Source organism: Caulobacter sp. BE254 (assembly GCF_031457295.1).
Lineage (GTDB): Bacteria > Pseudomonadota > Alphaproteobacteria > Caulobacterales > Caulobacteraceae > Caulobacter.
On the sequence record NZ_JAVDWJ010000013.1, the window covers coordinates 1 to 16,004 of the forward strand.

At 69.8% G+C, this 16,004-nt stretch carries 15 protein-coding genes; 5 read left to right on the forward strand and 10 right to left on the reverse strand.

What is annotated here, in order from left to right; all coding sequences use genetic code 11:
* Nucleotides 1-253: 253 nt before the first annotated feature.
* From rpsD to J2X41_RS19795, 6 genes are all read right to left on the reverse strand, one after another.
* Nucleotides 254-871: a 30S ribosomal protein S4 gene (gene rpsD / locus J2X41_RS19770; RefSeq protein ID WP_310084743.1), complete on the reverse strand. Its 618-nt coding sequence runs from the start codon at nucleotides 869-871 to the stop codon at nucleotides 254-256.
* Between the two features lie 162 nt (nucleotides 872-1,033).
* Nucleotides 1,034-1,306, reverse strand: coding sequence for a type II toxin-antitoxin system RelE/ParE family toxin (locus J2X41_RS19775; RefSeq protein WP_310084746.1), 273 nt, complete (start codon nucleotides 1,304-1,306; stop codon nucleotides 1,034-1,036).
* Nucleotides 1,294-1,473 (reverse strand): antitoxin, encoded by a 180-nt coding sequence (locus J2X41_RS19780; protein WP_310084747.1) that lies wholly within the window; start codon nucleotides 1,471-1,473, stop codon nucleotides 1,294-1,296. The genes J2X41_RS19775 and J2X41_RS19780 overlap by 13 nt, the downstream gene beginning before the upstream one ends.
* 31 nt (nucleotides 1,474-1,504) lie before the next feature.
* Entirely contained in the window at nucleotides 1,505-2,347 is an 843-nt protein-coding gene (gene fghA / locus J2X41_RS19785; protein WP_310084750.1) for an S-formylglutathione hydrolase, read from the reverse strand.
* A gap of 121 nt (nucleotides 2,348-2,468) precedes the next feature.
* Nucleotides 2,469-3,578 (reverse strand): S-(hydroxymethyl)glutathione dehydrogenase/class III alcohol dehydrogenase, encoded by a 1,110-nt coding sequence (locus tag J2X41_RS19790; RefSeq protein WP_310084752.1) that lies wholly within the window; start codon nucleotides 3,576-3,578, stop codon nucleotides 2,469-2,471.
* Nucleotides 3,579-3,642: 64 nt separating this feature from the next.
* The gene (locus J2X41_RS19795) at nucleotides 3,643-4,446 is read right to left on the reverse strand and encodes an RNA methyltransferase (protein ID WP_310084756.1); all 804 of its coding nucleotides are present in this window, start codon (nucleotides 4,444-4,446) and stop codon (nucleotides 3,643-3,645) included.
* 103 nt (nucleotides 4,447-4,549) lie between these two features.
* Between J2X41_RS19795 and J2X41_RS19800 the strand changes: the two genes are divergently transcribed.
* Complete coding sequence (locus J2X41_RS19800) at nucleotides 4,550-5,563, forward strand: serine hydrolase (RefSeq protein WP_310084758.1); 1,014 nt, start codon at nucleotides 4,550-4,552, stop codon at nucleotides 5,561-5,563.
* Between the two features lie 2 nt (nucleotides 5,564-5,565).
* Here the strand turns inward: J2X41_RS19800 and J2X41_RS19805 are convergent, their stop codons facing one another.
* Nucleotides 5,566-8,073 carry an ATP-binding protein gene (locus J2X41_RS19805; RefSeq protein WP_310084760.1) on the reverse strand — a complete coding sequence of 836 codons (2,508 nt, stop codon included), beginning with the start codon at nucleotides 8,071-8,073 and terminating at the stop codon, nucleotides 5,566-5,568.
* 206 nt (nucleotides 8,074-8,279) lie between these two features.
* Here J2X41_RS19805 and J2X41_RS19810 point away from each other — a divergent pair, with 206 nt between their 5' ends.
* Together J2X41_RS19810 and J2X41_RS19815 are read left to right on the forward strand one after the other, a co-directional pair.
* Entirely contained in the window at nucleotides 8,280-9,497 is a 1,218-nt protein-coding gene (locus J2X41_RS19810; RefSeq protein ID WP_310084762.1) for an NADP-dependent isocitrate dehydrogenase, read from the forward strand.
* A gap of 174 nt (nucleotides 9,498-9,671) precedes the next feature.
* On the forward strand, nucleotides 9,672-10,880 hold the full coding sequence (locus J2X41_RS19815) for a hypothetical protein (RefSeq protein ID WP_310084766.1): 1,209 nt from the start codon (nucleotides 9,672-9,674) through the stop codon (nucleotides 10,878-10,880).
* A gap of 98 nt (nucleotides 10,881-10,978) precedes the next feature.
* Here the strand turns inward: J2X41_RS19815 and J2X41_RS19820 are convergent, their stop codons facing one another.
* The gene (locus J2X41_RS19820; protein WP_310084770.1) at nucleotides 10,979-11,938 is read right to left on the reverse strand and encodes a glucokinase; all 960 of its coding nucleotides are present in this window, start codon (nucleotides 11,936-11,938) and stop codon (nucleotides 10,979-10,981) included.
* 192 nt (nucleotides 11,939-12,130) lie between these two features.
* Between J2X41_RS19820 and J2X41_RS19825 the strand changes: the two genes are divergently transcribed.
* A complete protein-coding gene (locus J2X41_RS19825; protein ID WP_310084772.1) occupies nucleotides 12,131-12,703 on the forward strand; it encodes a DUF2939 domain-containing protein in 573 nt (190 codons plus the stop codon).
* Between the two features lie 123 nt (nucleotides 12,704-12,826).
* On the forward strand, nucleotides 12,827-13,810 hold the full coding sequence (locus J2X41_RS19830) for an AEC family transporter (protein ID WP_310084776.1): 984 nt from the start codon (nucleotides 12,827-12,829) through the stop codon (nucleotides 13,808-13,810).
* Here J2X41_RS19830 and eutC read toward each other — a convergent pair.
* On the reverse strand, nucleotides 13,761-14,582 hold the full coding sequence (gene eutC / locus J2X41_RS19835) for an ethanolamine ammonia-lyase subunit EutC (RefSeq protein WP_310084779.1): 822 nt from the start codon (nucleotides 14,580-14,582) through the stop codon (nucleotides 13,761-13,763). The genes J2X41_RS19830 and eutC overlap by 50 nt on opposite strands.
* Nucleotides 14,579-15,961, reverse strand: a complete 1,383-nt coding sequence (locus J2X41_RS19840) for an ethanolamine ammonia-lyase subunit EutB (RefSeq protein ID WP_310084781.1) — start codon at nucleotides 15,959-15,961, stop codon at nucleotides 14,579-14,581. Before J2X41_RS19840 ends, eutC begins: the two co-directional genes overlap by 4 nt.
* Nucleotides 15,962-16,004: the final 43 nt, after the last annotated feature.

A 16,004-nucleotide genomic window follows, 5' to 3' on the forward strand; every position in this document is an offset into this window, starting at 1 on the left:
AGCCGCGAACATCTCCATCCGACCGTCTCCCTCTCACAAGGAGACACCCTCAGAATCCCGTTCGGACCAAAAATCCATATGCGATTCCCCTGCCCTGTGGGGGGAGGCGATCGCATAGCGATCGGTGGGGGGAGTTGTCGGATGGTGGAATTCCCCCTTCGGCCCTTCGGGCCACCTCCCCCACAGGGGGAGGAATAACGAAAAAGGCCCCGGGTTTCCCCGGGGCCTTTCCGATCGTCTTCGAGGTCGACGCTTACGAAGCGTAGAATTCGACGACGAGGTTCGGTTCCATCTTCACCGGGTACGGCACTTCGGCCAGTTCCGGGGCGCGGACGAAGGTGGCGGTCATCGCCTTGGCTTCGACCGTGATGTAGTCGCAGAAATCGCGTTCCGACGAGGCCAGGGCCTCGATCACCAGCGCCATGTTGCGCGACTTTTCACGGACGCTGACCACGTCGCCGGCCTTCACGCGGTAGGAGGCGATGTTGACGCGCTTGCCGTTCACCAGCACGTGGCCGTGGTTGACGAACTGACGGGCCGCGAACGGGGTCGGCACGAACTTGGCGCGGTAGACGACGGCGTCCAGGCGCGATTCCAGCAGGCCGACCAGGTTTTCAGCCGTGTTGCCCTTGCGGCGCGCGGCTTCTTCATAGGTGCGGCTGAACTGCTTTTCGGTCAGGTTGCCGTAGTAGCCCTTCAGCTTCTGCTTGGCGCGCAGCTGCAGGCCGAAGTCAGAAACCTTCTGCTTGCGACGCTGGCCGTGCTGGCCGGGGCCGTAGGACCGCTGGTTCACCGGCGACTTCGGCCGGCCCCAGAGGTTTTCGCCCATGCGGCGATCGATCTTGTACTTGGCGCTATGGCGCTTGGACATAAGTCACTCTTTTGTCGATCCGGGCCGGCCCCCTCGGGAGGGTGCGATCTCAACGGCGGCTTCGGGTCATTCCGTCATGCGGTTTTCGCGCCGTCCGGCAAGCCGGCGGCGAGAAGGGGCGGTTTATGACGGAGGGGCGGCGGGGAGTCAACGGCGGGAGACTCAGTCCGTTTGCTGAGCGCCATGGCGTATACGCACGATGACCACCGCGTCGGGCGTTATGCGGTAGCGCAGAATGTAGGGCGGGATCGCCGTCAGCTCCCGCAAACCCGGTCCTGCGGACCGTGACCGTTCCGGGTGCTCGCCGAGGCTGTCACCGGCTCGCTTGAGCCGCATGGCCATGCGCTGCGCGGCGAGCGGACTGAATTGACCGATATAGGCTCGAATGGCCGCCAGATCCGACAGCGCGCGGCGAGTCCAGACTACTTGAACCACGAGGCGGGCGCGGGCTTTTCGTCAGGTGTTCCCCAGGTCTCGAGCCAGGCGGCGACCTCGGCGTGAGGAACGACCCGCCCAGCTTCAAGATCCGCCAGGCCTTCGGCGTCGGCGGCGGCTTCCGCCTCGTCATCGACCTGATCAAAGATGGAAGGTTCGGGGGTCATGGCGTTGAACCTACCACAGGCGCCAAGCGCCTCAAAGCCGGCCGCCGAGCCTCTCCGCGTGCCAGGCCACATGGTCGCCGATGAAGGTGGCGATGAAGAAGTAGCTGTGGTCGTAGCCCGCCTGCCGCCGCACCGTGACCTTCAGGCGGGCCTCGGCGCCGGCCTCTTCGAGCAGTTCGGGCTTCAGCTGACTGTCCAGGAAGCTGTCGGCCAGGCCCTGGTCGACCAGGATCTCGTCGAAGCTGGCGCCCGCCCCGTCCTCGACCAGGGCAACGGCGTCATGGCCTCGCCAGGCGGCGCGGTCGTCGCCCAGATAGGCGCCCAACGCCTTCTCGCCCCACGGGCAGTTCAGCGGCGAGACGATCGGTGAAAAGGCGCTGACCGACCTGAACAGGTCCGGGTTCCTAAGGGCGATGGTCAACGCCCCGTGGCCGCCCATCGAGTGGCCGAAGATGCCGCGCCGCGCGGGGTCGAGCGGAAAGGCGGCGTCGACGGCTTCCAGCAGGTCCCGCGTCACGTAGGAATACATCCGGAAATGCGGCGCCCACGGCGCTTGCGTGGCGTCGACATAGAACCCCGCCCCCTGCCCCAGGTCGTAGGCCGGATCGTCGGCGACGCCTTCGCCGCGCGGGCTGGTGTCGGGCGCGACGATGGCCACGCCATGCCGGGCCGCGTGGGCATAAACGCCCGACTTGGTGGTGAAGTTGTCCTCGGTGCAGGTCAGGCCCGACAGCCAGACGAGGTACGGGAACGGCCCCTCCCCGTCCGGGGTCCACACAGTGAACCTCATCGGCGTGCCGGTGCTGGCGCTGTGGTGCCGACAGTAGCGCAACGTCCCGCCCTGGGTGCGGTGGGTGGCGAGGGTTTCGACCATTTCAAGCTCCTCCCCTCCCCCTTGCGGGGAGGGGCTGGGGGTGGGGGAGCCAGCGTCGAGCCGACACCCCCTATCCGACCGCTTCGCGGCCACCTTTCCCCGCAAGGGGGAAAGGATCAAATCAGAACGTCACCACCGTCCGGATACTCTCGCCCTTGTGCATCAAATCGAACGCCTCGTTGATGCGCTCCAGGGGCAGGACGTGGGTGATCATCGGGTCGATCTGGATCTTGCCGTCCATGTACCAGTCGACGATCTTGGGCGTGTCGGTGCGGCCGCGGGCGCCGCCGAAGGCCGTGCCCTTCCAGACTCGACCGGTGACCAGCTGGAACGGCCGCGTGGCGATCTCCTTGCCGGCCTCGGCCACGCCGATGATGATGCTTTCGCCCCAGCCGCGATGGCAGGCCTCCAGCGCCTGGCGCATGACCGTGGTGTTGCCGGTGGCGTCGAAGGTGTAGTCCGCCCCGCCGTCGGTCAGGGCCACCAAGTGGGCGACGAGGTCGCCCTGCACGTCCTTGGGATTGACGAAGTGGGTCATGCCAAACTGGCGGCCCCAGGCCTCGCGGTCGGGATTGAGGTCGACCCCGACGATCATGTTGGCGCCGACCAGCTTCAGCCCCTGGATGACGTTCAGGCCGATACCGCCCAGGCCGAACACCACGGCGTTGGCGCCCGGCTCGACCTTGGCGGTGTTGACCACGGCGCCCACGCCCGTCGTCACGCCGCAGCCGCAGTAGCAGGCGGTCTTGAACGGCGCGTCCTTGCGGATCCGGGCCACGGCGATCTCGGGCAGCACGGTGAAGTTCGAGAAGGTCGAACAGCCCATGTAGTGGTGGATCGTCTGGCCCTTGTAGGAGAAGCGGCTGGTGCCGTCGGGCATCAGGCCCTTGCCCTGGGTGGCGCGGATCGCCGTGCAGAGATTGGTCTTGCCGCTGAGGCAGCTTTTGCACTGGCGGCATTCGGGCGTGTAGAGCGGGATCACGTGGTCGCCAACCGCCAGGCTGGTGACGCCGGGCCCGACCTCGACCACCACGCCCGCGCCCTCGTGGCCCAGGATCGAGGGGAACAGGCCCTCGCTGTCCAGTCCGTCCAGCGTATAGGCGTCGGTGTGGCACACGCCGGTGGCCTTGATCTCGATCAACACCTCGCCGGCCTTGGGGCCCTCCAGGTCGACTTCGACGATCTCCAGCGGCTTCTTGGCCTCGAAGGCGACGGCGGCGCGGGTCTTCATCGTTCAGGTCTCCGGAAGTCGAGTCGGCGGCACCTTGCCTTTGAGGCGCGACGGGGTCGAGCCCTTACCCCTCAGTCTCGCCCTTGGCCGCCTTCTGGGCGGCCTTCTGGGCCGCCAGCTTGGCCAGCACCCGGCCCCGGCCGCGCGACAGGGCGGTGACCACGCCGCGGAAGGTGCGCACCTCCTGCTCGGTCAGCCGGGCCCGGGCCAGCGGGGCGCGCAGGTTGCGGACCATCGACGGTTTCTTCTCGGGCGGATGATAGAAGCCGGCCTTGTCCAGCTCGTCCTCCAGCTGGCCGTACAGGCCCAGCAGGCTGGACTGGTCGGCCGGTTCGGCGACGTTGTACTCGAACCTCGACCACGGCCGGTCGTCGACCGTCATCTTCCATTCGTAGGCGTTGATCGACACGGCCTGGGCCAGGTTCAATGACCGGAAGCGCTCGTCGATCGGGATCGAGACGATGGCTTGGCACAGGGCGATGTCGTCGGTCTCCAGCCCGGCCCGCTCGCCGCCGAACAGCAGGCCCACCGCGCGGCCCTGGGCGACATCGGCCGACAGGTGGGCGGCGGCCTCGCGCGGGGTGTAGACCGGCAGGCGGGTCTCGCGCGGTCGGGCCGTGGTGGCGAACACCAGCTTCAGGTCGGCGATGGCGTCTTCCAGACGGTCGAACACCTTGGCGTTGTCCAGCGGCCAGTCGGCGCCCGAGGCGCTGGCCCAGGCGCGCTCCTGCGGCCAGCCGTCGCGCGGCTTGACCAGGCGCAGGTCCGACAGGCCGAAATTGGCCATCACCCGGGCGACCGCGCCGATGTTCTCGGCCAGTTGCGGCTGGTTCAGGATCACGCAGGGCGGAGGGTTCGTGGCGCTCATCGCCTCCCTTTGCCGCCGGACCGCCGCCCGGTGCAAGCCCCACGACGGCGGTTCGTGCGTTTAGCTACGGTCCAGCTCGCGCTGAAGCTAACCGAGACCTTCGATGTTCCGCTCCGCCGCCGTCGTTCTTTTGGTCCTCGCCCTCGCCGGCTGCGGCGAGCCGCCGATGCTGGGCCAGGAGGACCCGCTGTTCGACCGCCAGAAGATGACGGCCGACTTCCAGCCGATCGCCGACCGGGTCGCGCCGGGCCAGCTGGGCGTGGCCGTCGAGGATCTGGGCACCGGCCAGATCATCTCGTTCAACGGCGAGAGGCGCTTTCCGCTGCTGGGCGCGGCCGTGATCCCGCTGGGCGCGGCGGTGATGGCCGAGGTCGAGGCCGGCCGGCTTCGGCTGGACGACGTCGTGCTGATCGAGGACGTCGACCTCTCCCCGCCGCCCAGCGCCATCGCTGACGCCTGGCCCGGCCGCAACACCTACACCGTCGGGGAACTGCTGGAGCGCGCGGTCGGCCAGGGCGACACCACCGCCGCCGACGTGCTGCTGAAGCGGGTCGGCGGTCCCGGCGCGATCACCGCCTGGCTGCAGGGCCGCAAGGTCAACAATCTCGACCTCGACCGCTACCAGCGCCAGTTGCTGCCCGAAACCCTCGGCCTGGCCTCGTTCCGCGCCGACTGGAAGAGCGAGGCCGCCTATCGCGCCGCCCTGGCCCGGGTCCCGCCCGCCGAGCGCCGGCGCGCGACCCTGGCCGCCCTGGCCGACCCGCGCGACACCGCCACGCCCCTGGGCGTCGTGCGGCTGCTGGAGGCCCTGAACCAGGCCGAGCTGCTGGGACCGGAGTCGCGGCGACGGCTGGGCCGGCTCATCGGCCAGACGCGGGAGGGGCCCGGCCGCCTGGGCGCCGCCCTGCCCGACGGCGCCCACCTGGTCCACGCGCCCGCCACGGCGCGCACAGACCAGGCCTTCACCCCGCTGGTCGGCGATGTCGGCGTCTACACCCTGAAGGACGGCCGCAAGTTCGCCGTCGTGGCTTTCGTCTCCGGCTCGCCCCTGCCGGTCGCCGCGCAGGAGAAGGCCATCGCCGACGTCGGACGGGTGGTGATCAAGGCGGCGAAGTAGTCCTATCCGGCGACGCTGACGGCCGCCGCACCGCGCGTCGTCCGCGCCCGCGCCAGGGCCTCCAGCAGCTGGGCCGGGCGCACCGGCTTGGCCAGGTGGAGGTCGGCGCCGGCCGCCTTGGCGGCCGAGACGTGCTCCTCCATGGCGTTGGCGGTCAGCATGACCAGCAGCACCGGCGCGGCGCCGGCGGCGGCTTCGCGCTCACGGATCAGGCGGGTGGCGGTCAGGCCGTCCATGACCGGCATCTGCATATCCATCAGGATGGCGTCGAAGGCCTCGGGCTGGAAGGCGTCCACCGCCGCCTGGCCGTCCTCGACCATGGTCAGGGCCACGTCGAACGGCTGGAGGATGATCTCCACCACCTTCTGGTTGGTGGGATGGTCCTCCGCGACCAGCACCCGCAGGCCTTCCAGCGAGATCTCGTCCTCGTCGTCCGGCGCGGCGTCCTCGACGGCTCGGATGCGGGTCAGGGGCAGGTCGACGCGGAAGGTCGCGCCACGGCCCAGTACGGCGCGGGCGTCGATGCGGCCGCCCATCATCTCGGCCAGGGCGGCGCAGATCGACAGGCCCAAGCCCGAGCCGCCGAACTGGCGGGTGATCGACTGGTCGGCCTGGACGAAACGCTTGAACAGCCGCCGGCGCACGGTGTCGTCGAAGCCGACGCCGGTGTCGCTGACGATGAAGCTCAGGCCCTCGTCGGCCTGTTCGACGCTCAGCGCCACCTCGCCAAGGGCCGTGAACTTGACGGCGTTGGCCAGCAGGTTGTTGAGGATCTGGCTGATGCGTCCGGCGTCGCCCAGATAGCCGCCCGCCAGGCCCGACTGGATCGACCACCGGAAGTCCAGCCCCTTGGCCTGCGCCGACGCCCGGTGCAGCTCGGCGACGCCGCCGACCAGGGCGGCCAGGTCGAAGGGCGCGGGGGTCAGCTGGAACTGGCCGGCCTCGATCTTGGAGACGTCGAGGATGTCGCTGAGCACCTGCTCCAGCAGCCGGCCCGACGAGGTGACCAGGGCGGCCAGCTCGCGGCGGCGTTCCGGATCGGCCTCCTCGCCCAGGCGGTCGCCGATGGCGATCACCCCGTTCAGCGGCGTGCGTAGCTCGTGGGACATGTTGGCCAGAAACACCGACTTGGCCTGGTTGGCGCGCTCCAGCTCGGCGGTCCGCTCGGCGACGCGTTCCTCCAACGAGCGCAGCAGCTCGATATTGCGATCGCGTTGGTCGCGCAGGGTGCGGGCCAGAGCGCCGATCTCGTCGGCGCGGGCCTCGATCGGCTCGGCCTCGACGACCTGGCCCGTGCGGTGGGCCTCGGCCAGGATCCGCAGCGGCCGCTCGACCATCAGGCGCATCACCCGATAGAGCAGCGCCACCTGGATGATCACCCCCAGCACGCCGAACAGCAGCACCCACGAGGCCGTCTTGACCGCCGACCACACCAGGTCGCCCGACGGGAAGCTCATCAGGAAGTACCAGTCGGGCTCTTTGAGCCGTCCGTAGGCGATCACCCGGTCGCCGTGGCGAATGGCGCCCACGTCGGCGCCGAGGGCGCGGATCTGACGGACGACGTCGGCCACGCCCTCCTGGGCCTGAGCCCGGACCAGGGCCCGGGCGTCGACGACGCCGTTCTTGGCCAGGCCGGGCGCGGCGATCAGCTCGCCGTCGGACGAGACGATCATGTTGCGCCCGCCGGGCAGGGCGTCCTCGACCGCCCGCAGCAGGTAGGAGTCCAGCGACAGGCTGGTGCCCCAGGCCCCCAGCTGCTTGCCGTGATAGTCGAACGGCGTCATGCAGGCCGAGTTCAGGCCCCGGCCGCTGGGGTCCGACAGCAGCTTGCGCAGCTTGGTGCACTTCATCACCCGCTCGCTGTTCTGCTGCGGCAGGGTCAGCAGGGTCATTTCCTCGCCGCTGACGTCGAAGGTCGGCGGGGCCTTGTGACGGTAATACATCAGCCGATCGGGGCGCCGCGGCCCGAACATCACCAGCCGGGTGTCCGGCGTGAAGAAATAGAAGTTGTCGTAGCGGTTCAGCTCGGCCTCGCCGGTGTGCGAGACCACCTGGGTCGCCGCCAGGAACAGCGCCTTCTGCTGCGGGGTCAGCTTGTCGGCGTCGCGCAGGTAGCCGCCGATGCCATAGGTGTAGTCGCCGTCGATCGCCTCGCCGTCATAGAGGGCGTCGGCCGTGCGGCGGGTGCCGTCGCCGCGCCGCGGGAACTGGGCGTCGAACTCGCGCTCGACTGTGCGGGGGTCCAGGGCTTGCAGCCGCCGCGCCAGGGAGTCGGACGCCGCCTCGTGCACCTTGACCAGGTCGGAGAACAACCGGTCCTCGGTCTTGACCCGCTCGGCGGCATATTCGGTCAGGTGACGCACCTGGGCGTCGGCGGCCGATCGCTGCACGAAGACGAAGGTCACGGCCGTGGCCACCCCGGTCACCGCGATGGACAGGATGGCGACGATCGCCAGCAGCCGCCGCGCGAGCGGCGAAGTGACGTCGGCTATGGCGGTCCGCTTCTCCACGCCTGGTTCGTACCCCAAGAAGCCTCAACAAGGATTTACACGCGGATCAAACACTTAGCGCGCGAAAATGGCTTCGTCGCGGGATCCCGGCGGCCTCGGCTTTCCCCCCGGCCCGCAACAGTCTATAGGCACGCCGTCCGCGCCGCTCCTTGGCCCTGTGCGCCAAAGAGTCACAGGCGCGCCACCGCGAGAGGAAAGACCCCGCAATGGCCAAGATCAAAGTCGCCAACCCCGTCGTCGACATGGACGGCGATGAAATGACCCGGATCATCTGGAAGCTCATCAAGGATAAGCTGATCTTCCCGTACCTGGACCTGGAGCTCGACTACTTCGACCTCAGCGTCGAGAACCGCGACGCCACCAACGACCAGGTCACGATCGACGCGGCCGAGGCGACCAAGAAGCACGGCGTGGCCGTCAAGTGCGCCACCATCACCCCCGACGAACAGCGCGTCACCGAATTCAATCTGAAGAAGATGTGGAAGTCGCCGAACGGCACCATCCGCAACATCCTGGGCGGCGTGATCTTCCGCGAGCCGATCATCTGCCAGAACGTGCCGCGCCTGGTGCCCGGCTGGACCCAGCCGATCATCGTCGGCCGCCACGCGTTCGGCGACCAGTACAAGGCCACCGACTTCCTGTTCCCGGGCAAGGGCACGCTGTCGATCAAGTTCGTCGGCGAAGACGGCGCCACCATCGAGCACGAAGTGTTCAAGAGCCCGTCGGCCGGCGTGGCCATGGGCATGTACAACCTCGACGACTCGATCCGCGACTTCGCCCACGCCAGCTTCGCCTACGGCCTGGGCCGCGGCTATCCGGTCTATCTCTCCACCAAGAACACGATCCTCAAGGCCTATGACGGCCGCTTCAAGGACATCTTCCAGGAGATCTTCGACGCCGAGTACGCCGACAAGTTCAAGGCCGCCGGCATCCATTACGAGCACCGCCTGATCGACGACATGGTCGCCTCGGCGCTGAAGTGGTCGGGCGGCTATGTCTGGGCCTGCAAGAACTACGACGGCGACGTGCAGTCCGACATCGTCGCCCAGGGCTTCGGCTCGCTGGGCCTGATGACCTCGGTGCTGATGACCCCGGACGGCAAGACCGTCGAGGCCGAAGCCGCCCACGGCACAGTCACCCGCCACTACCGCCAGCACCAGAAGGGCGAGTCGACCTCGACCAACTCGATCGCCTCGATCTTCGCCTGGACCCGCGGCCTGGCGCACCGCGCCAAGCTGGACGACAACGCCGACCTGGCCGCCTTCGCCCACACCCTGGAAAAGGTCTGCGTCGACACCGTCGAAAGCGGCTTCATGACCAAGGACCTGGCCCTGCTGGTCGGCGACAAGCAGTCTTGGCTGACCACCGAGGGCTTCCTCGACAAGATCGACGAGAACCTGAAGAAGGCGATGGCCACGGCCTAGGCTCCAGGGTCTTCGACCTTCGCGACGCCTCTCCCCCTAGGGAGAGGCGTTTTGCGTTTCAGGGTCCTCGCCCCTACAACTAGGGTCGGGTCTTTTGGCGCCGCGACCTCGCGCCGCGCGTTCCATGACCTCGAGGCGGCCGCCTGATCGAGAGGTTTGTCCCATGGTCCGCGTATGACCGCGATCGCTTGTCTGAAGATCTTCGTGGGCGAGGAACTGGTCTTCGCCGACGCCGAAACCATGGCCGGCGTCGTCGCCAAGGTGGCCTCCGCCTACCTGGAGACCCACTGGACCTGGCCGCGCCGGTACGGCCTGGTGGCCCCGTTCTCCTTCGTCCTCGCCGACCCCAGGGCGACCAGCCTGGACGCCGAGGAACTGTGCCGGATGTCCCGGGAGCTGCAGCACAAGCTGTTCGGCGACCAGGGTGCGGGCGAGGTCACGCTGCTGATGCTGGAGGGCGACCAGGCCGAGGTCATGCGGTTCGCGGGCACCCCGGCCATGGCGCTGAAGACCCTGCTGGACGGCCTCGACAAGAGCGGCTTCGCCGGCCGGGTCTGCAAGATCACGCCGGACGGCGCCGTCAGCCTCACGCCGCCGGACGGTCCGACGGCCGGGGCCCCGCCGGCCGAGGAACTGGCCGCCCTCTCGCCGGCGGCGGGCGATATCGACGACCTCCTGCAGGTGGAATCGCCGCGGACGGGCTGGTGGGGCATCTACTACCTGCCCAAGGAGCTGTTCGTCGGCGGCGGCGTGGGCTGGGGCGCGGAGATCGACGGCGCGCCGGCCATCGATCTGGTCGAGGCCGTCGAGCGCGACCAGGCCTGCCTGGACGCCGCGCTGGTGGCGGCGGACTCCGGGCCGTCAGGCTACCTGTTCGTGCCGTTCTGCTTTTCCGCCCTGATCAAGCCCAGCCTGCAGCGCGCCTACGAGCCCGCCCTCCAGAAGCTGCCGCGCGCTCTGCGGCCCAGGCTGGCGGCCAACATCTACGACGTGCCCCGCGAACCCAGCTATGGCGCGATCAGCAAGGTCCGCTCGTTGTTGACCGACCGGTTCTCACTGCTCGACCTGCACGTCTCCGACCCGGGCTTCCGGATCGAGAGCCTGCAGGCCGGCGCGGTGAACAGCGTGACCCTGGTGCTGAGCGGCGAGGACGAGCGACAGCGCGCCGCGGCGATCACCCGCTTCCTGCGCGACTCCGCCATCTACCGCACCAAGCGGGTTTGGCAGGGCATCGCCGGGGTCAAGAGCCTGCGCGAACTCGACCTCTGCCGTCGACTGAAGGCCCCCTTCCTCAGCGGACCGATCGTCGCGCCGATTTCGTCCAGGTTCACCGGTGAGGCGGCCTGCCCCTCGCTGAACCTCCCCTACCGCCACACCGCCTAGAGCGAACCGCACGATGCAGGAATCGCACGGTTCGCTCTAGATTTTTGTTTTCGCATCGCTTTTGCGGAAAACCGGCGTCCACTTTTCCGCGCGACGCTCTAGAAGGGTCCCCGTTCGGCATAGAGCGCCGAAAGGCCCAGCAAGCCGCAGTCGGCTTCCAGGACCAGATAGAGCGGAATGTCCTTCATATAGACGTCCATCCGCCCCTTGGCCTCGAAGCGGGCGCGGCACAGGTCGCGGTCGAACAGGTCGGTCCAGTCCAGCATCATCGGGCTGAAGATGTAGACGCCGCTGCGGGCCCCGGCCACCAGCGCCAGGTCGCCCGAGACCGCCCCCAGCCAGCTGGAGAACAGCGCGAAGGCCTCGCGCGCGATCGGGTCCCGGGCGCGCGCCGCCGCGACCAGCTGCGCGAAATCCCCCGTCCGCGGCCCATGGTCGTCCAGCTCGGAGATGGCGGCGGCGACCTCGAGCAGGCCGCCGTCGGACAGCACCCGATCGGCCGAGACGTAAGGATTGGCCAGCCTCAGGTGTTCGATGATCGCGCATTCGCGGGCGGTGCCAGCCGCCAGGGCGGCGTGCCCGCCTTCGCTGGCCGTGGCCACCCAGCCCACGAAGCCGTCCGGGTTCAGGATCGACACGCCCAGGCCGGTGCTCGGTCCCAGGGCGGCGGCTGGCGCCTGGCCCTTGGGCGGCGCCCCGCCGATCTGTTCCAGGGCTTCCGGCCCCAGCAGCGGCATGGCCATGGCGCGGGCGGTGAAGTCGTTGACCAGGCGGACGTCGGCGACGCCCAGCCTCTCGGAAAGCACCTCCCCGTCCAGCTTCAGGTTGGCGTGGGTCACCTGCAGGGTCTTGCCGAAGATCGGCCCCGGCGCCGAGAACGCCGCGCCGCGCAGGCGCGGGCCGCCCCGCTTCGACAGTTCTTCGCCCAGTTTCTCGATCAGTTCGTCCAGCGAGGCGGCCGGTATCACCTCGGTCGTCGCGGGCGGCTCGCCGGCCTCGACCACCGCGAAACGCGCATACGCCCCGTCCGCATCGACCAACAGGAACTTATCGGACACGGGCACCTCACTGGTCGCCGGGGGGTCTTGCGTCCTAAGAAACGCCCGTTTCCCCTGACTAGGCAAGGAAGTTCGCTCTCGGACCCGGTCCGGGCAAGGCGCGTAACGTCGCACCGCGCCGTCCTGAGAGACGCCTTGCCCGGACGGGGGGAATAGGCTGTCCTGCGGCCTCAACGTTCGCGCGGAGCGCCGATGACCCTTCAGAAGCGGCTTTGGGACCTGGTGGTCCTGGCGATCGCGATCTTCGCCGCCGTCTTCGCCACGGCGCCGTGGTTCGCCTTTCGCGCCCTCAAGGCCGCCGCCCAGTACGAGGACGTGCAGGCGATCGCCGAACTGGTCGACTTCCCGGCGGTGCGCGGCGGCCTGACCGCCGAGCTGAAGGAGACCCCGGCCGCGGCGCCGGCCGAGCCGCCATCAATCTGGCGCGACCCCTTGGGCGTCTTCAAGCGGGCCATGGGGCCGATCGCCCCGCCCGAGCCCAGGGTCGACCGCTACCTGACCGTCCCGGGCCTGGCGGCCCTGACCCGGGGCTATGCGCCCGGCGCCGCGCCGGCCGTCGCGTCCCAGCCCGCCTCCGCCTTCGACAAGGTCAAGGCCGCCGTCGCCAGTCCGCACCCGACCATCGTCTACTGGGATCCCAACCGCGTGCGCATCTCGGTCAAGCGGCCGGGCCAGCCGTCCAAGGCGACGGTCTTCACCTTCCGCCGCGACAAGCTGTTCACCTGGCGGCTGGCGCACATTCGCCTGCCGACGGACGAGCGGTAGCAGCCGCCGCGCTGCGGGATCCGGAAAACGGCCGAACTTTGACCGCCGACCGCGACCGATGCTATCGACGGACGGCCCCTTCGGGCGGAGACCGCCACGCTTGCGCCCTTTGCCGGTGACCCTGTGATCGACCTGTTGCTCGACGTGCCGCAGCGGGTCGTGCCGTTTTTCCTGCTGGTGGCCTGCGGGGTGACCCTGGCCCGGCTGCGTTTGTTCGACGCCCGAATGTCGGCGGGGTTGTCGACCTATGTCTACTGGATCGGCTTTCCAGCCCTGCTGGTGCATTCGCTGTCGCGCGTGGGTGTTCCCGACCGCGCCCTGACCCTGGGCCTGCTGGCCTATGGGGCCTGCGCCCTTCTGGTGGTGCTCTTGATGGTCGCGATCGGCATCGCCCTGCGTTGGACGCGAGAAGAGCGGGCCGGCGGAGCCCTGTCGGCCAGCCTGGGCAACAGCGCCTTCCTGGGCCTGCCCATCGCCCTGGCGGTGCTCGGCCCGGAGGCCGCGCGAGTCTCGGCCGGCGTGGTGGCGGTGGACTTCGTGGTCGTGGCGGCCATCGGCGTGGGCCTGCTGGGCTGGGCCGGCGGCCGCTCGACCTGGCGTTCGCTGATGCAGGCCCTGCGCAATCCGATCGTGCTGGCGGCGATCACCGGTTCGGTCATGGCCCTGGCCGGCTTGTCCCTGCCCGGCGTGCTGGACCGTGCGGTGGCCGCGGCGGCCGCCTCGGGCAGCCCCGTCGCCCTGGTCGCCCTCGGTGTCGCCCTGGGCTTGACCGGCCTGCCGGCCGCCGGCGTGCCGTGCGAGCCCACCGACGAGGAGCCCGCGCCCATTCCGCGCTGGGGCCCGATCGTCGTCGCCGCCGTCGGCAAGCTGATGGTCATGCCGACCCTGGCCTGGTTCGCCACCGGCCTGGTCGACGCGCCCCTGCCCTTCCGCCTGGGCGCGACCCTGCTGGCGGCCACCCCGACCGCGGTCAACGTCTTCATCCAGACCAAGGCCTACAGCGTGTTCGAGCGCGGCGGCGCGCGGATCGTGGCCCTGACCACCGCCGTCTCCTGCGTCAGTCTGTCGGCGCTGGCGATCCTTCTGGAGCGATACGCGGGGGCGTGACCGCCGTCAGGGCGGCCGTGTCGCTCTCGTCCTTCAGCCCCACGCCGGTCAGGCCCAGCCGCAGGGCCTCGCGGGCGTGCCAGGCCAGCTTGAACGCCGCCGCCTCGTAGCCCAGCCCCTCGGACCTGATGTTGGACACGCAGTTGCGCTCGGCGTCGGTGCGCCCGACCTTGGGCGCGAAGGTGATATAGGCCCCCAGGCTGTCGGGCGACGACAGGCCCGGCCGCTCGCCGACCAGCAGGATGACCAGCCGCGCGCCCAGCAGTTCGCCCACGGCGTCGCCCAGGGCCACGCGGGCCTGGCGGGCGACGGCCACCGGCCCGATCCGCCAGCCGGCCTCGCGGACCGCCGGCAGCAGGGCCTCGACCAGCGGCGCGGCATGGGCATGGACGGCGGTGCTGGACAGGCCGTCGGCGACGACGATCGCCAGGTCGCAGGCCCCGCGCGTGCGCGCCGCCAGGGTGGCGCGGCCGGCCTCCGACAGGGTGCGGCCCAGATCCGGCCGACGCAGGTAAGACGCCCGGTCCGGAGCGGCGCTGTCGACGATCAGGGTTTCCAGGCCGAGCGCCTGGATCGCCGCCGCCGTCGCCTCGGCCTCGAACGGCGCATGGACCGCGTCGCGAGCCTGGGCGTGGGCCAGGGCGAAGCCCAGCACCTCGGCGGTCGGCAGGCTGGAGCCCGTCCGCCCCAGGGCGATGCGGGCGGGGGTGTGGCGGCGCAGGGCGGTCCAGGGATCGGGCGTGACTCCCTCAGGCAAGGTTGGCGCGCTCATCCCGCGACTCCAGCGGCCAGCAACGGATGGCCGGCGGCGCGCGGCGCCAGGCGGCCGTCCGCCCCGACGATCCGCGCCCGCTGCAGCCAGGCCTCGAACTCCGGCGCCCGCTTCAGGCCCAGCAGCTCGCGCACATAGAGGGCGTCGTGGAACGAGGTGGACTGATAGTTCAGCATCACGTCGTCGGCCCCCGGCACGCCCATCACGAAGGTGACGCCCGCCGTGGCCAGCAGGGTCAGCAGGCTGTCCATGTCGTCCTGGTCGGCTTCGGCGTGGTTGGTGTAGCAGACGTCCACCCCCAGCGGCGCGCCCAGCAGCTTGCCGCAGAAGTGGTCCTCCAGCCCGGCCCGGATGATCTGCTTGCCGTCATAGAGGTATTCGGGGCCGATGAAGCCGACCACGCTGTTGACCAGCAGCGGCTCGAAGACGCGGGCCACGCCGTAGGCGCGGGCCTCCAGGGTCTGCTGGTCGACGCCGTGGTGGGCGCCCGCCGACAAGGCCGAGCCCTGGCCGGTCTCGAAATACATGACGTTGTCGCCCACAGTCCCGCGCCCCAGCGAGCGGCCGGCGTCCAGCCCCTCGCGCAGCAGGTCCAGGGTGACGCCGAAGCTGGCGTTGGCGGCCTGCGTACCGGCGATCGACTGGAACACCAGGTCGACCGGCGCGCCACGCTCGATCAGCTGGATCGCCGTGGTCACGTGGGTCAGCACGCAGGACTGGGTCGGAATGTCGAAGCGCCGGATCAGGTCGTCCATCAGCCGCGTCAGGTCGCCCAGGACGTTCAGGCTGTCGCTGGCCGGGTTTATGCCGATCACCGCGTCGCCGCAGCCGTACAGCAGGCCATCCAGGATCGAGGCGGTGACCCCGGCCGGATCGTCGGTCGGGTGGTTGGGCTGCAGGCGCACGGCCATGGTCCCGGCTAGGCCGATGGTGTTGCGAAAGCGGGTCGTGACCTTGCACTTTGAGGCCGCCAGGATCAGGTCCTGGTTGCGCATCAGCTTGCTGACCGCCGCGGCCATCTCCGGCGTCAGGCCGGGCGCCAGGCGGGCCAGGGCGGCGGGCGTGGCCAGCTCCGACAGCAGCCAGTCGCGGAACTCGCCCACCGTCAGCGACGCCACGGGCGCGAAGGCCGCCGCGTCGTGGCCGTCCAGGATCAGGCGGGTGACCTCGTCGGTCTCGTAGGGGACCAGGGCCTGGGACAGGAAGCTCTTCAGCGGCAGGTCGGCCAGGGCCATCTTGGCCGCGACGTTCTGCTGGGCGCTGGCGGCGGCGATCCCCGCCAGGGCGTCGCCCGAGCGCGGCGGCGAGGCCTTGGCCATCAACTCGGCCAGGGTCTCGAAGGTCCAGGTGGCGCCGCCCAGGGTCGTACGATAGGCCATGACGGCCAAGGTGGCGCCGATGGCGGCGGCTGGGAAGCGAACG

Excerpts from the sequence above, each read along its gene's own strand:
- eutC (WP_310084779.1), bottom strand. The coding sequence starts at position 14,582 with ATGAGCGCGCCAACCTTGCCTGAGGGAGTCACGCCCGATCCCTGGACC.
- J2X41_RS19800 (WP_310084758.1), top strand. The coding sequence starts at position 4,550 with ATGTTCCGCTCCGCCGCCGTCGTTCTTTTGGTCCTCGCCCTCGCCGGC.
- J2X41_RS19825 (WP_310084772.1), top strand. The coding sequence starts at position 12,131 with ATGACCCTTCAGAAGCGGCTTTGGGACCTGGTGGTCCTGGCGATCGCG.
- J2X41_RS19795 (WP_310084756.1), bottom strand. The coding sequence starts at position 4,446 with ATGAGCGCCACGAACCCTCCGCCCTGCGTGATCCTGAACCAGCCGCAA.
- J2X41_RS19810 (WP_310084762.1), top strand. The coding sequence starts at position 8,280 with ATGGCCAAGATCAAAGTCGCCAACCCCGTCGTCGACATGGACGGCGAT.
- J2X41_RS19780 (WP_310084747.1), bottom strand. The coding sequence starts at position 1,473 with ATGACCCCCGAACCTTCCATCTTTGATCAGGTCGATGACGAGGCGGAA.
- J2X41_RS19790 (WP_310084752.1), bottom strand. The coding sequence starts at position 3,578 with ATGAAGACCCGCGCCGCCGTCGCCTTCGAGGCCAAGAAGCCGCTGGAG.
- J2X41_RS19840 (WP_310084781.1), bottom strand. The coding sequence starts at position 15,961 with ATGGCCTATCGTACGACCCTGGGCGGCGCCACCTGGACCTTCGAGACC.
- rpsD (WP_310084743.1), bottom strand. The coding sequence starts at position 871 with ATGTCCAAGCGCCATAGCGCCAAGTACAAGATCGATCGCCGCATGGGC.
- J2X41_RS19815 (WP_310084766.1), top strand. The coding sequence starts at position 9,672 with ATGACCGCGATCGCTTGTCTGAAGATCTTCGTGGGCGAGGAACTGGTC.
- fghA (WP_310084750.1), bottom strand. The coding sequence starts at position 2,347 with ATGGTCGAAACCCTCGCCACCCACCGCACCCAGGGCGGGACGTTGCGC.